The following is a 14434-nucleotide window of genomic DNA, read 5'->3' on the forward strand; positions in this document are numbered from 1 at the left end:
GAATGCCATGGCCCGCCCTCACGAGGGCGGGCCATGGCATTCTGGGCGTGAACTTGGAAGCCCTGGCCCGTGACCCAAACCCCACCGAAGCGGTGAGAATCATCGCCAGGGAAGCCCGTCTAACGGCCTCCGGCCTGGTGTGCGCCCCCATCGACGCCCTCACCCGCGACAACTCCCAGGTCATCCGCGCGGTGTCGGACATCCCGCTCCCGGTCGTCCTGGTCGGCCGCGCCCCCTGGGACGCGGCTTGGTCAACTCACCCGCCACTGCTGCTCCACGCCCCGCGGGTGGAACCGACGGCGCGGGCGGCGCTGTGGTCGGCGGCGTACGAAGGCGAACGGACCAGGGACCGGACAGCGGCCCGAGCCGAGCCGCCAGAAGGCGTGGCAGCCGATCACGAGCAGCCGCTGAGCAACATCCCCCCGAACCTGGACATCGCCCGCCTCCTGTCCCCCTTCCTCCTCACCCCGGACCAGATCACCCGGGCCGCGCAGGGCGCGGCCCAGACCGCGATGCTGGACGGCGGCACCCTGCGCCCGGACCACGTCCGCGCCGGAGCCCGCGCCCAGAACGCGGCGGGCCTCGACCGCCTGGCCCGCCGTATCGAACCCGCGGTGGCCTGGCCCGACCTTGTCCTCCCGCCGGACACCTTCGCCCAACTCCGCGAACTCACGGCCCGAGCCCGCCACCGTGACCGGGTGCTCGGCGAATGGAGCATGCGGCCCGGCGGAGGCAGAGGCCGGGGCGTCACGGCCCTCTTCGCGGGCGACTCGGGCACCGGCAAGACGATGTCCGCCGAAGTCATCGCCGCCGACCTGGGCCTGGATCTCTACACGGTCGATCTGGCCACCGTCATCGACAAGTACGTGGGCGAAACCGAAAAGAACCTGGAGCGCATCTTCTCCGAAGCGGCCGGAATCAACGGCGTCCTGCTCTTCGACGAAGCCGACGCGATCTTCGGCAAGCGCTCCGAGGTCAAGGACGCCCACGACCGCTACGCCAACGTCGAGAGCGCGTACCTCCTCCAGCGCATGGAGACCTTCGACGGCCTGGCCATCCTCGCCACCAACCTCCGCGCCAACCTCGACGACGCCTTCACCCGCCGCCTCGACCTCGTCATCGACTTCCCCCTCCCCGAGGCCAGCCAGCGCCGCACCCTCTGGGACCGCTCCCTGGGCCCCACCCTCCCCCGCGCAGCCGACCTGGACCTCGACTTCTGCGCCGATTCCTTCGAACTCGCCGGCGGCAACATCCGCTCGGTCGCGGTCACCGCCGCGTACTTCGCCGCCGAGTCAGGGCATCCCGTGACCATGTCCGACCTGATCCACGCCGTACAGCGGGAGTACCAGAAGCTGGGCCGCCTGACCCTGGCGTCGGAGTTCGGCCCCTATATGTCACTGCTCGGCTGAGCCCGCCGGCCGGTTATCCACAGGCCCACACACGACCGGGAACTCCACGCAATAGTGCAGCATGACGATCAGCAGCGAGGTGCTGAGAAACGTACATGCACTGGCCGCCAGTCAGGACCGGGTGCTGACGACCGCACAACTCCGCGAAGTCGGCGCCGAGCGAGCGGACATCCGCCGCATGATCCGGGCGGGCCAGTGGGTACCGCTGACCCGGGGCAGTTGCTGGGTCGGGCGGGGCGCCCGGGGGCCATCGCTCCGCGCCCGGGTCCGGGGCCTCCTCCTCACCTGCGGCTCGCAGGCCATGGCGGCGGGCCTCACGGCCGCCCGGCTGCTGGGCATCCAGGGCCTCCCGCCGGACGACGGCACACTGCACCTGGCCACCCCGCACGACACCATCCGCAGCCGCCAAGGCGTCCATATCCACAGGACCCCCGTACCCGACCATGCCCACACAACGCTGCGCGGCATCCCCTTGACCACCCCCGCCCGCACCTGCGCCGACCTCCTCCTACAGCTCCCCCGCGCCGAGGCCGTGAGCATGCTGGACTCCGCCCTCCACCAAGGCGTACTCACATCTGCCGACCACCTCACCCTCCCCACCCACCTGTCCGGCCGCCCCGGCGCACGCCAGGCCCGCGGCTGGGTCCCCTTGGCCGACGCCCGAGCCGAATCCCCCCTCGAAACCCGCATCCGCCTGATCTGCCTGGACGGCGGCCTGCCCCCACCCGTCCTCCAGTGGCCCATCCCGGACCCCGAGCGAGGCCGCACCCTGCGCATCGACCTCGGCTGGCCGGCCCAGCGAGTCGGCATCGAAGCCGACGGCCAGGGCCCCCACGGCACACCCCAGGCCCTCTACCAAGACCGCTTCCGCCAGAACCGCCTGACCACCCTCGTCCCAGGCCTGGCCCTGCTCCGCTTCACCTGGGCCGACACCTACCGCCCGGACAACATCCTCATCCCGCTCCGCCAGGCCCTCCAACGCCCATGATCCCCACGAACGCGACGCTATGCCCACCCTGCGGAGCCCGGGGCGGGCCCAACGCCTCACCGGACGCGGCGGATCAGGCCTCAGCACCCGCCGGTTCAGGTGGTACGGCCCGCTTCGGCAATGCTCGTCGAACTGGGTGGAGGCAGAGCAACCAAGAAAGCCGACGACCGTCGCCAGTCGCCGCCCAGATCGTCGGCCGCACCCCGGCAGCATGCCAGGTACGATCCAAGGAAGTCAGAGGGCGGGAGCCGCATGGTCCTTCCCCTGGACAACAGCCCCCGGCCCGTTCTCTAGGGCAGTAGCGACCTCATCGCCTGCCACCGCCCGACGACACACTTGTTCAGCCTGCGCAACGCCGCTTCCAACACTTTGCGCTTCGCGTCCGGCTCCTTCCGGTCCTGGCCACCGCTCTGCTGCCCTCCCTGCGCATCGGCCATCAGAACCGGCTCCAAGGGCTGTTCGGATCTTTCCGCCTCCGTGGCCCCAGGCAGGCCCTCTCGTCCAAGAGCCGCGTGAGCTGCGCGTTCAGCACAGAGGCGTTATCAACAGACAGTGCCGCGAGGTCCGTCGATTCGTAGATGCCGTTCCGGAAGACCTGAACCGGGATGACGAACTGGTCATCAAGCAACCGCACGTCACCGGACAGCTTGAAGCTGCGCGGAACATCCACGGGCCGGTGGCCGCTCACTTGATCACCGCCAAGTCATGGTGCGCGCACACCAGCAGCGCGCAACGGTAACGCTGCACGCGCGGAACCCTCAGGGGCGCGGGGCCCATACAGCGCACCGAAGGGGTTGTCTCGACGTCGCGATGACGACCCGCGCCGGGCAGCAGTAGCCGCAACAGCCACTGCACGAATTGGGGGATATGGTTTGTCACGTTGACGCTCCTACACAGCGTTGACCACGCCCCCGGACCGTTCGCATCGGTCGCGGGGGTCTCTTGCGTCTGCCAACTGTGCTGCGAAGTAGCGCTGCTGACTTGCCTCCCGTGGCTATCCCCATGATGGGTAGGCTGACGGTGAGGACTTTGCGACACACTGTCACCAGCAGGCGCAACGGGGCACATGACCGGCACGGTCGATCTGGACGGCTACCCGGCCGGCACCCGCATCATCGTGGGCCGCCAGCGGCCGCACCCCGGAGCTCAGCTGTCCCTGTTCGACCAGGACGAGGGACGGCGCCATCAGGCGTTCCTCACCGACACCCCCTACTCCGGCGGTGGTTGCGCCCAGTTCCTCGAAGTCCGCCACCGCGGGCATGCCACGGTCGAGGACCGCATCCGGTGCGGCCTACTGGCCTGGATGCGCGTCCTGCTGCTGGACGGGGAACTGGCCACCGCCGAGCCGAAGAAGCTCCGCTACCGGCTGCTGCACGTCGCTGCCCGCCTCACCCGCGGCGGTCGGCGTTTGCGCCTGCGGATATCGGCGACCTGGCCCTGGAGCGGCCACGAAGGGCTGAACTACGCCATCTACCACTACCGCCACCAGCGCACTCCGGACGGCTCGAGGTTCACCGAGCGGGTCTACGAGGTCAGTTACCTCGACACCACCCCACTGGCAGGCTCGGCACCCCGCGGCACCGACGGCGACTGACCACAAGGGACGGGGTCGGTCCGTGCGTGCTTGCTACGGTAATCCGGAGCGGTAGCGGACTGAGGAGCCCAGAGATGGTCACGCACGCGGAATTGGTGTCGGCGTTCGGCTCGCTCTGGGTCGAGACGATGCCGCCGGAGGTCGCCGAGCGGCATTTCGCCAACCCCGATGACCGGCGGCTGCTGACCGAGGTCGGCATGCCCCAGTCACTCCTGGGCCACCTGTATTTCGGCAACGTCCGGACCGACCCGCCGCAGACCATCAGCCAGGCCGTCGATACCGGGACTCCGGACAAGTTCCCGCCGGAGGTCCGGGACGACATCGTGATTGCCGCGGGCATGGGCGGTTTCGCCTGCATGTCGCGGGCGGACTACCGCATCTACTGGTACGAGCCGGGGAGCAGCAACCGGAAGTTTGCGCTGGTCAACACATCCCTGGAGCGATTCCTCGAGACCGCATACCAGCTCCGGTTGAAGTTCAAGGGCCTCGACCTGCTCTACAGCGCGGACGAGGACGAGTCGCAGGAAGAGATCGGGGACGAGGTGCGCCGCCTGGCCGGGGAGATCTGCGACGTCGATCCGCCGTCCTTCGACAGCCCGGCCATGTTCTGGCAGCACGTGGTGCTCTTCGCGCTGGAGACCCTCGCGTCGGAGGAGTGATACCGGGTTGGTCAGCGTCCTCCGACGTAGCCGTGGCTGACCACCCATGAGTCGTCCTTCTCGTTCACGCCCGCGTTGTCCACCCTGGCGAGCGCCTTGAGCAGTTCGTCGTTCTTCTTCTTCAGCACCAGGAGGAAGGCCTTGCGAGCCTCCTTGTCCTCCTCGGTCATCGCTTCCGTCTTCTCCTCGGTCAAGGGCCGGTCGATACCGGCTTCCGCTGCGGTCAGTGCCTCGACCGTGATGCCGTGGGCCCGCAGGATCGCCAGACTGGCCACGCCGTGGTCCTCCATCAGCCTGATCCGGAACCACTCGCGGCGGACGTCGTAAGTCTTCAGCGAGGCGTGCGGCGCGGAGCACGCTGGCTCCGTCGTCGAGCCGCCAGCGCGGTTGAAGGGAAACGCCGAGGCGTAGCAGCGGCATGAGGTTGCCTTTCGATGGCAGTCCGATGGCAACACGACGATCACCAACCGCCCTGTCGCCACACCCAACTCCCGCACCGCCCCCATTTCATCCCCGGCCGGGATGCAGCGGATCGCCTGTCACTCCACAAGGTGCTCGCTGGCCCACGCCGTGAACTCCGTAAGCCGTGAACCTTCCCGGTCAGAGCACCAGCGACGGAGCCCATCACAACGGAGCTGCTGGAGACGGCCGAACTGCTTCTGTCGGGTCACCAACGCCGTGCGGCACGCATACGCCCCACCAGGTCGTGAGATCGAAGTCCGCTACGAACTGTCCGCCAGTCATCTGCGTGTCGAGGTCTCGTTCCCCAAATGTCATCGGCAAGCTGGTGTGGTTCGAGCTGCCCCTACCATCCAGGCGAAGGCACGGCCGAACCGGCCCTGTTCGGGCCGGTCGCCTCCGACCCGACGGCCTCCCAGCTTGCCGACAGCTTCTGCCAGCCCCGCTTATCAGACAATCGTCGGGTCCCTGAGGGGGCCATGCGCAATCATGTCTCAGCGGCGCCCTGGCTCACTACCGGAAACGCCACACCCACGGCGGCCTACGCGAGAGCAAGTCTGCACCTACAGCATCGTGCGGGCCATCGCCCGCCGCAGCGCTGGACTGTTCTCCCTCCGTTAAGATCTCAGTTCCTCTGAGCTCATAGCACCATCATGATCGCGCTACGAGCTCATATGACCTCGGCGACGGTTACGGCGCATCGATTTTCCCCAAAAAGATCGGAGGCAGAGACACTCCGATCACTTCCTCATTCGCCAGAAGGGCGATGGCAGCCCCTCCGAAAATAGGAGGGCGATCCCACCGGAACACCTGACCATCAATACTACAATAATCAGATTGCGCAATACCCGATCGTTGGAGTATTTCCGTGTTTGCTTGCGTCAGGAGTTCTCGGCCGTCGCTCTGCACTGCCCAACTTCCCTCTCTTGTCTCTGCCATCCAAACAGCGCGAGGGATCATTACCGGATCAGGAAGCCGAGGAACGGAGGCCAAAGCATGGAATCCCCTGCATCCACGGAGTTCCTCCCACGTGACCTCAGCCGTGTAGGGGCCGAGGGCCGCGATCAGCGCATCGCTCCCAATGAAGGAGAGAGTATCCTTCTGTCGCGCCAGAAAGAGCTCCTCGGCAATTGCGTAGTGGTCTTCGAAATAATCCAGCCTAAGATAGGCCGCCAGCTCCCCCGGCAGGTCATCCGGAGTTGGATGCAGAGTATAGGAAGTGTCGAATTCAATCTCGCGGGAGCGCAAGAGACTCGTCATCTCTTCTGGCACAAGTGCAGTTGGGTAATCCCAGACAACCAGAGCCCCCTCCCGTTGGTGAGCATTATGCCTGTTGAGGAGTTCATACACCTCAACAGGGATCGGAGGGGTCTTGAACCGGAGAACCGCTTGCATCCTCATCTGTCCACCATACAATCGATGCTAGAGGGTTCCTAGTCTTCCTCGGAGAGCGGCAGCAAATCGCGCCACAACAGCGGCCCTTTTTGCAGGATCCTCAACCACTTCTTGAAATTGTCCCCATTTGGTATCGCGTACCTCAATCATGTGGCCGTGCTCTTCAATACATATCCTGCCCCATTCTTCGTGTATGGTTTCGTCGTCAATTTTACTCAAAAAGTCCCGAAGAGGGACGCCACCTGTGCGCTCATCGACTGTTTTACTGAACCATTCATTGAAAGTTTTCCGATTGAGGTCAGAGTCGGTAAGGGCTAAGTTTCTCACCGAATGTGCGCCTCCAGCGCTGTTCTCGCGTATGTGATGCCAGTCCTTCCCGCTTGGATTCTGGAAGAGCTTTCCCGCATTGGTTCCATGGTAGATATTCGCACGGTAGTTAAGAGCCTGACGCGCATCCCGGTAGTCATCCCACTGAGATGCTCCTCGTATATTTTCCCATGCCTTCCCCTTTTTATTCAAGTAATGCCGATGCCAGCTATTCGGTTCGAGGGGCTCCCAGAAGGCGCTTGCAGTTCTGATTGTCAGCGAGGGGCCGGTGACGTTGGGGTCTCGATACTCTGCAATAGCGTTGCAGGTGAAAGACTCATCAGCGACGGTCGCCACCTTACACGCTTCCCAGTGAGCCCCCTTGGCCATCACCAGATCACCAGGTTTCAATACCGCCCTGGACTTTAGCTCGCGAAGCTCCTCATTCAATCCCTCTGCGTCTTTTGAAGCAGAATTGAATACTTTCACCAAATTGGCAATTGCTTGCCGTGAAGCCTTTCCAGACAGGGCCTCTTTGTACCTCTTCACTCGACTCTTCTTCGGATCAATGACCGAATTGAGTCTATCTAGACGGTTAGTGACCTCCTTTTTCTTTTCGCCGTCCCGCGACAGCGAGAGTCTGACGAGTGCGGTCGCGCGTGTCTCTTTTACATCAGCAATTGATTTTGCGGCCTTGATGTAGGCGCCCTTGAGTTCTTCAAGTTCTGGGCTGGATTTTGGGTCATCGGATCGGCGAACCATACGTTCTGGGGTGCGTTCAGTCTGCACATAAACGTATTCCCTGGCATCCTCCACCTTTGCCGTGGTGAGATGCAGGCGTGTGCGATGGCTCCGACCAATCGCCGGAACTCGTTTTTCCGCCGATTCCTTGGTCGGGCCAGTGGACAAGAATCGATCGGCCGCCTTGAGTGCTGCGTCCTTTCTTTTGGCCTGATCCTTCCCGTTCTTTCCCGTGCCCCCCTTGAGTTTGGCCCAGAGCTTCTTGCCGATCTGGGCGATTTTGGCGGCGATTTTGTCGATGGCGCGGTTGACCGGGCGGGATATTTTTTGGAAGACCTGCTTGATCTTGTTGGCCAGGCCGCCGATGCCAAGGAGGGACGCCAGGAGGCCGATGAGGAGGGGGATGCTGGCGGCCAGGGCGGTTTCGACCATCTTGGGTACGCCGGCGGAGCCGCCGTTGGCTATGGCTATGACCGCGTCCAGGACCGCGTTGACAAATTCGACGATCTGCGCGCCCTGGTTCACGATGAACGTGACGATGTCGATGATGCCCTTGACCGCGCGGACGAAGGCCGAGGCAGGGTTGAGGAGGGAGAGGATCCAGGTGATGCCGGCGATGATGACGGTGGGGATGAGGTAGGACTTCAGGTCGTCGAGGATGGTGGACTTGAGGTCGCCGGTCTCGGCGGTGATTTCTTTTGCGGCGCCGGCTGGGCCTTCGGTGGCGAGGGCTTTAGCGACGGGGACGGATTGTTCGGCCGCGCTCATGGCCTGGTCGGGGACGCCCTTGCGGGTGATGCGGGCGCGGATGTTGGCCCAGGTCAGGCCTAGGAGCGAGGCGATCAGTTGGATGATGCCCTTGAGGTCGAACTTTGAGGGGATCTCGATGCCCGCTTTGGCCGAGGTGCCCAATAGCCAGGAGACCAGACCGGTTTGGAGGTGAGTGCCGATGTTGGAGATGAACTGCTGAAGGCCCGCGCCGACGGCTCGGACGAGGTTGCCCAGGAAGCCGATGGGGTCCTTGATGATTTTCATGATGGCGCTGGCGGCCTTGGCCAGGATGCCCATCAGGAGGTCCTTGAGCTCCTTGATGGTCTTGATGACGCCGACGACGGCGTCCACGGCCTTCTGGACGAGCCCCTTGTTCGCTTCCTGGAGTTTCTTGATCTCCTCGTCGACGGCGTTGAGTGCCTGGGTGTATTTCTGAGCCAGGGTTTGGACTAGTTGTTCTGATTTTGCGTTGACATCGGATTCCAGGTCGTCGAACTTGCCCGCGAAGTCCTTGGCCGCCTCCTGGCCGTACTGCTTCAGATCGGCGGGGAGCTTGTCGACCTCGGTTTTGATGTCCGCCCGGCCCTGGGCTATGCGGGCCTTGGCCTTGCCGAGTTCGGCGCCGATGGTGTCGGCGATGGACGAGATGACGCCCTGCATCATGTTGACGTAGAGCTTGCGGGACTCCTGGAAGAGTTGGTTGGCCTCCTCCGGCATTCCGGCGATCTTGTCCTTGGCCCATTTCGCGGGGCCGAAGAAGCCGCCGTAGCGCTTCTTCTTGTACGCCTTCATCCGGCGCTTCTGGTCGGTGTTGAAGGCGTCGCGGGCCTTCTTCTCGCCGTCCTCGAACTGCTTGTCGACCTTGCCGTCCAGGCCGGACAGGATGCCCTCGACGTCCTTCTGGGCGGCGTCGAAGACCTTCTGAAGCTTTGCTGTGACTTCCTGCCGCTTCCGCTCGTCCTTGGACTTGGTCTCGCCCTTGCCGCCGTCGACCTGCTGGCCCGCCGCGTTGCGGGTGGCGGTCAGGGTCGCCATGGCCTGGGTGCCGGCCGCTGCCGCGTTGGATTTGGCGGTCGTCAGCTGTTGCTTTTCCGCCGTGCGGGCCTGGTTCGGGGCCGTTGCCGAGTGCTGTTCGGCCTTCTTCTTCTCCGACAGGGCGTCGGTGAACTCCGGTTCGTTGCTCTTGGCCAGCTGCTCCTCGGTAACCTCCGCGTCCGCCATCTGCTGATCGGTCTTCTTCGGGCCCTCGGAGAAGTCCGTGACCTCGGGCGGCTGCTGCTGCGGCGTCGCGTCGGCGGCGCTCGGCGCGCCCGGGTTGGCCGGAGGCTGGTCCGGCTTCATCGGGGTGACTTCTTTTTCCTTGGCCTGCGAGGTGTCCGGGGCGGCCTTCGTGGTGGTCTCGATGTCCTTCGACGACGCGTTCTTGCCGTCCGTGACCTTGCCGTCGACCTCGCCCTTGATCTTCTCGGCCTTGCCGGAGTCGGAGAACTTGTCCGCCTCGTCCAGGTTCTTCGGCGCCTGGGACGCGATCGCCTTGTTGACGGCCTCAATGAAGGCCGCCTTGTTGAACTCCCCCGGCTTGGCGTCGTTCATCTTCTCCGCGTTGGCCGCCTTGCCCTGCGCCTCCTTGTCGTCCGGCGGGGCCACCGCCGCGTCCTGCGCGGACTGGGACTCGCTCGCCGCCGGGTTGTGCTGGGACAACTTCTGCTTCTTCGCGGCCACATCCGACTGGACCCTGCGGAAGCCGGGAGCCTGAGCGGGCGGGGGTTTCACCGGGGCCGTATAGCGCTGCGCCACCAGGCGGGAGACGGCCGCGTTGCCCGCCATGCCCTGCAGGCGGTGGAGGTGGCGAGGGGTCAGGCCCCGGCCATCAGTAGCGGGCGCCCGCTCCGGTGCGGGGGCGTCGGGCGTGCGCTGCGTCGGAGGCGCTGCGACCTCTGGCGTGCGCTGCGTCGGTGTCGCGCGGTCTTCCTTCGCGGCAGGCTTCGTGGCCTTCTCCGGGGCAGCCTTCACCCGATCACCCCGTCACCGGTCGGCCGGCACTGCGTCCGCGGCATGTCTGTCAGGGTGCTGGGCGCAAGGGCTCCGGAGCGCTGACGGCGGGGTAATGGTGGGGGCAGAACTTTCTGCACGATAGGGAAGGAAATCGTTGCTGCCCCTTCGGGCACTCGGCTGTGTACGTGGGGGCGGCCGAAAGCCCTTTCCCATTGATCCATTGCCCGGGAAGAATCGCTTCGTTTCCCCGGTCGAGGAGAGTGGCATGCCGTCATACCTGTCCCCGGGTGTCTACGTCGAAGAGGTGGAATCCGGGTCGCGGCCCATAGAAGGGGTCGGCACTTCCGTCGCCGCCTTCATCGGGTTCGCACAGAAAGGTCCGTTCAACGAGCCCACGCTCATCACCAACTGGACCCAGTTCACGAGCGTTTTCGGCGACTTCGTCGAGGGGACCTATCTCGCCTCCTCCGTCTACGGCTTCTTCGCCAACGGCGGCGGCATCTGCTACGTCGTACGCATCGGCGTTGCCGGTCAGGCAGACCAGGGGGAAGCGGGTACGGGCGCGCCTAAGGAGATCGGCGCCGAGGCCACCGCCCAACTCGGGCCCTACACCGTACGGGCCCTCCCCGGCGTCACCGGGGAGATCACCGTCGAGGTGGCCGACCCCGAGGGGGAGGACCCGCCGCAGGATGTCTTCACGCTGGTGGTCAAGCGGGACGGGGCGGTCGTGGAGACCTATCCGAACGTGACCACCAAGCGCAGCAAGGAGAATGTGGCCACACAGGTCAGGGCGCGGTCCCAGCTGATCAGGCTGGAGGAGCCCGGCAAGGGCGCCGCGCCCGCGCGGCCCGAGGCGCAGTCGGTGACCCTGGCGGGGGCGCAAGGCTCCGGTCCGGGGGCGGCCGTGCCCGATGCGCTGTCGGCGGACTCGTACGTCGGCGACCCCGACCAGCGCACCGGGTTCGGCGGTCTGGAGGCGGTCGAAGAGATCACGATGGTGGCCGCGCCGGATCTGATGAGCGCCTATCAGCGCGGGCTGCTGGACCTGGAGTCGGTGATCTCGGTGCAGCGCGGGCTGATCACACACTGCGAGGCGATGGGCGACCGGATCGCGATCCTCGATCCCCCGCCCGGTCTGAGCCCGCGGCAGATCAAGACCTGGCGGGAGGAGACGACCGGCTTCGCCTCCAAGTACGCCACCATGTACTACCCGTGGATCAAAGTCTTCGACCCGGCCGTCGGCCGCGATGCTTTCGTACCGCCGAGCGGGCATGTCGCCGGCGTGTGGGCGCGTAACGACGATTCACGCGGGGTGCACAAGGCTCCGGCGAACGAAGTGCTGCGCGGGGCGGTCGCGCTGCAGACCCAGATCACCAAGGGCGAGCACGACCTGCTCAACCCGATCGGCCTGAACTGCATCCGGGCCTTCCCCGGCCGTGGCATCCGGGTGTGGGGGGCGCGGACCCTGGCCGACGATCCGGCCTGGCGCTATCTCAATGTGCGGCGGCTCTTCAACTACCTCGAGGAGTCGATTCTCGCCGGGACCCAGTGGGTGGTGTTCGAGCCGAACGACGATGCCCTGTGGGCCCGTGTCCGGCGCACGATCTCCGCGTTCCTGGTCAATGAGTGGCGCAAGGGGGCGCTGTTCGGGGTGACTCCGGACGAGGCCTTCTATGTGAAGTGTGACCGCGAGACCAACCCGCCGGAGAGCATCGACGCGGGCCAGGTCATCTGTGAGGTGGGAGTGGCCCCGGTCAAGCCCGCGGAGTTCGTGGTGTTCCGGCTCGCCCAGCTCTCCGCCGGGACCGGCGGGGTCGACGAGTGATCACGACTGAATTACTGAATTGAGGAGGTCGTATGCCGCTCGCCGAATTTGACAGTTCCGTAGGCCATTCCTTCGGATTGGAATTCGACAGCGTTCTCATCCGGCAGATCACCGAGGTCAGTGGTCTGAAGATGGAGCAGGACGTCATCGAGCTGAAGCAGAACACCGCGGACGGAAAATACGCGATCAAAAAGCTTCCGGGCCGGCCCAAGGCCGGTGAGGTCACCGTCACACGCGGGCTGACCGAGGACAACAGCTTCGAGCAGTGGATCAAGGATTCCCGGTTCGGGAAGATGGTCAGCGCCCGCCGCAATGGCTCGATCATCGTCTACGACTACGAGGGCATGCCGATCAAGCGCTACAAGCTCATCAACGCCTGGCCCAAGTCGCTGGAGATCAGCACGCTCAAGGCCGGGGACACCTCCGTGCTCACCGAAAAACTGTCGATCACCTACGAGAGTGTGGAAGTCGACTGATGCGGCGCGCGTTCCCCCCGTCCGCGCGGCAGGAGGAGGGCTCCGGGCTGCCGCCCGGCTCCGGCTCCGGTACGGACCGAGATGAAGGCCGTGAAACGCTACGCACCGAGTTCGCCTTCGAGCTGCCACGCGGATACGTGGACGAGTCCGGGACCGTGCACCGCAGCGGGGTGATGCGGCTGGCGACCGCCCGCGACGAGCTGATTCCGCTGCGGGACGACCGGGTCCGGGAGAACTCCGCGTATCTGTCCGTCGTGCTCATCTCTCGCGTGATCACACGCCTGGGCACGATCGACGATATCCACCCGGGCGTCGTGGAGGACCTGTTCGCCTCCGATCTCGCCTTCCTCCAGGACTTCTACCGCAGGATCAACGCCGAGGGACACACCCGCGCCGCGGTCACCTGCCCCTCCTGCCACGAGAACTTCGCGGTGGACCTGTCCGGCGGTGGTCGCCTGGGGGAATCGTGACGTACGCGACCGACCGGATCTACGAGGAAGTCGCGTACCTCGCCTACCACTTCCACTGGCCCCTGGACCAGATCCTCGACCTCGAACACCCCGAGCGGCTGCGGTACGTCCATCACATCGCCCGGCTGAGTGAGCGGTGAGGGCGGATGGGATTGCTGTCCTGGTGGAGTGGGCTTCGGCGCGGTGGTCCCCAGCAGGGTCCGGCCGCGTCGGCCACGCCGGCCATAGCTGATACGCCGGCCACGCCCGCGGTGCCTGGGTGGCTGGAGTTGCCTCCCCTGCAGCGTACGGTGGCCGAACCGGAGTTGGTCACCGACCCGAACGGATTCCGCGGCTCCCTGGACACCTGGCGGGACTCGTCCTTCCTGACCCCGCTCGGCCACCTGGTCAGCCCCGAGGCGCCGTCCGGCCTGGGACATGGGCTCGCCACGCCGGGTGTGCCACAGGCCCCGGATGTGGGGAGTACGGTTGGCGCGCCTGATACGCCGACGGTGAGTCGAGTGTTCGGCCTGCCCCGGAGCGGCGGCGGCGGTGGCGGCGACGCGCGGCCGTCCGGAACCCCTGCCGTGGCCTTGCAGCGGGTCGCGGGCTCGGATGTCGTGGAGCCGCTGATCTCCGCTCGGCCTCCGGCCATGCGGATTCGTCAGCTGCCCGCGCTGCCCGTCGCGTCCACGCAGCGGGCCGTCCCGGATACGGACACCACTCCGCCCGCCGTCCAGCGGCGTTCCGCGGCGCCCACGCCGCCCCGGCCGCACACCGTCGGTCTCGGCGAACCGCTGGCCGGGCTGCCGCCCACCGCGCAGCGCACACCCGCCGCGAGCACCAGCGCCGTACCGCTGGACGACCCCGGCGGCGGTGCGGCGGAGGCGGAGCAGGCCGAGGTGTCCAGGCCGCTGCTCGGCGACGATCCGCTAGAAGTCCTTACGGCCGACACTGCCGACACTGCCGACAGCGGGCCGGTGCCGCCCACGCCACCCGCGCCGATACCCGCCGCGCACCAGCCCCATCCCCAACCCCGGGCTTCGGCTGAGCCTGCGCCCGCCGCCGTACCCGCCTCCACGCCCTCGCCCTCGCCCTCGCCCTCCGTCGCGGATCGGCCGCCGGTCCCGATCCAGCGGGCCTCGGCGGACGGGACTCCGGCGGCGAGGGTGCCACCCGCACCAGCCGCGGGGCCGGTGGTGCCTCTGGTCGCGCAGCGGTCGGTGCCCCTGTTCTCGGGGGTACGGCCGCCCTCGGCGGACGGCCCGGCCGATGGCCCGTCGGGGGTTTCCCCGTCCCCTGCCGCTGAGCCCCTGGTCGTGCCGGTGCGTTGGTCCGAGCCAGCGCCCTCGGCTCAGCGGCAGGGG

Annotated in this window: 12 protein-coding genes and 2 pseudogenes; 9 read left to right on the forward strand and 5 right to left on the reverse strand. The window is 66.2% G+C overall.

All coding sequences use genetic code 11. The features are described 5' to 3' along the window. Together CCN51_RS32735 and CCN51_RS32740 are read left to right on the forward strand one after the other, a co-directional pair. The coding region (locus CCN51_RS32735; protein ID WP_143675952.1) for an ATP-binding protein at nucleotides 1-1409 on the forward strand (1409 nt) is incomplete at its 5' end. A 61-nt stretch (nucleotides 1410-1470) separates the two neighbouring features. Beyond that, entirely contained in the window at nucleotides 1471-2397 is a 927-nt protein-coding gene (locus tag CCN51_RS32740; RefSeq protein WP_014181565.1) for a type IV toxin-antitoxin system AbiEi family antitoxin domain-containing protein, read from the forward strand. Between the two features lie 436 nt (nucleotides 2398-2833). Here CCN51_RS32740 and CCN51_RS32745 read toward each other — a convergent pair whose 3' ends face one another. After that, complete coding sequence (locus CCN51_RS32745) at nucleotides 2834-3085, reverse strand: hypothetical protein (RefSeq protein WP_014181563.1); 252 nt, start codon at nucleotides 3083-3085, stop codon at nucleotides 2834-2836. Then, complete coding sequence (locus CCN51_RS54500; protein ID WP_143675953.1) at nucleotides 3082-3276, reverse strand: hypothetical protein; 195 nt, start codon at nucleotides 3274-3276, stop codon at nucleotides 3082-3084. Before CCN51_RS54500 ends, CCN51_RS32745 begins: the two co-directional genes overlap by 4 nt. Nucleotides 3277-3463: 187 nt before the next feature. On the opposite strand from CCN51_RS54500, the pseudogene CCN51_RS32750 reads away from it, so the two are divergent. Then, nucleotides 3464-3841 (forward strand): annotated as a pseudogene (locus tag CCN51_RS32750) (transposase); the annotation flags it as partial. Between the two features lie 224 nt (nucleotides 3842-4065). Further along, nucleotides 4066-4650, forward strand: a complete 585-nt coding sequence (locus CCN51_RS32755; protein WP_014181561.1) for an SUKH-4 family immunity protein — start codon at nucleotides 4066-4068, stop codon at nucleotides 4648-4650. A gap of 11 nt (nucleotides 4651-4661) precedes the next feature. Here CCN51_RS32755 and CCN51_RS54505 read toward each other — a convergent pair whose 3' ends face one another. The 3 genes from CCN51_RS54505 to CCN51_RS53680 all read right to left on the reverse strand — a co-directional run bounded on the left by CCN51_RS54505 (nucleotide 4662) and on the right by CCN51_RS53680 (nucleotide 10335). Beyond that, a complete protein-coding gene (locus CCN51_RS54505; protein WP_143675954.1) occupies nucleotides 4662-5147 on the reverse strand; it encodes a thioredoxin domain-containing protein in 486 nt (161 codons plus the stop codon). A gap of 652 nt (nucleotides 5148-5799) precedes the next feature. Beyond that, on the reverse strand, nucleotides 5800-6510 hold the full coding sequence (locus CCN51_RS54510; protein WP_143675955.1) for a hypothetical protein: 711 nt from the start codon (nucleotides 6508-6510) through the stop codon (nucleotides 5800-5802). 21 nt (nucleotides 6511-6531) lie between these two features. Next, nucleotides 6532-10335, reverse strand: a complete 3804-nt coding sequence (locus tag CCN51_RS53680) for a phage tail protein (protein ID WP_238545522.1) — start codon at nucleotides 10333-10335, stop codon at nucleotides 6532-6534. 247 nt (nucleotides 10336-10582) lie between these two features. Here CCN51_RS53680 and CCN51_RS32770 point away from each other — a divergent pair, with 247 nt between their 5' ends. From CCN51_RS32770 to CCN51_RS54515, 5 genes and pseudogenes are all read left to right on the forward strand, one after another. Continuing rightward, nucleotides 10583-12142, forward strand: coding sequence for a phage tail sheath family protein (locus tag CCN51_RS32770; RefSeq protein ID WP_014181558.1), 1560 nt, complete (start codon nucleotides 10583-10585; stop codon nucleotides 12140-12142). Between the two features lie 32 nt (nucleotides 12143-12174). After that, nucleotides 12175-12618: a phage tail protein gene (locus CCN51_RS32775; RefSeq protein ID WP_014181557.1), complete on the forward strand. Its 444-nt coding sequence runs from the start codon at nucleotides 12175-12177 to the stop codon at nucleotides 12616-12618. After that, nucleotides 12618-13088 carry a hypothetical protein gene (locus CCN51_RS32780; RefSeq protein WP_014181556.1) on the forward strand — a complete coding sequence of 157 codons (471 nt, stop codon included), beginning with the start codon at nucleotides 12618-12620 and terminating at the stop codon, nucleotides 13086-13088. The genes CCN51_RS32775 and CCN51_RS32780 overlap by 1 nt, the downstream gene beginning before the upstream one ends. Continuing rightward, complete coding sequence (locus CCN51_RS56050) at nucleotides 13085-13228, forward strand: DUF6760 family protein (protein ID WP_014181555.1); 144 nt, start codon at nucleotides 13085-13087, stop codon at nucleotides 13226-13228. The genes CCN51_RS32780 and CCN51_RS56050 overlap by 4 nt, the downstream gene beginning before the upstream one ends. Nucleotides 13229-13357: 129 nt before the next feature. Beyond that, nucleotides 13358-14434 (forward strand): annotated as a pseudogene (locus CCN51_RS54515) (hypothetical protein); the annotation flags it as partial.

The organism is Streptomyces milbemycinicus (genome assembly GCF_002154605.1).
Classification (GTDB): Bacteria; Actinomycetota; Actinomycetes; order Streptomycetales; family Streptomycetaceae; genus Streptomyces; species Streptomyces milbemycinicus.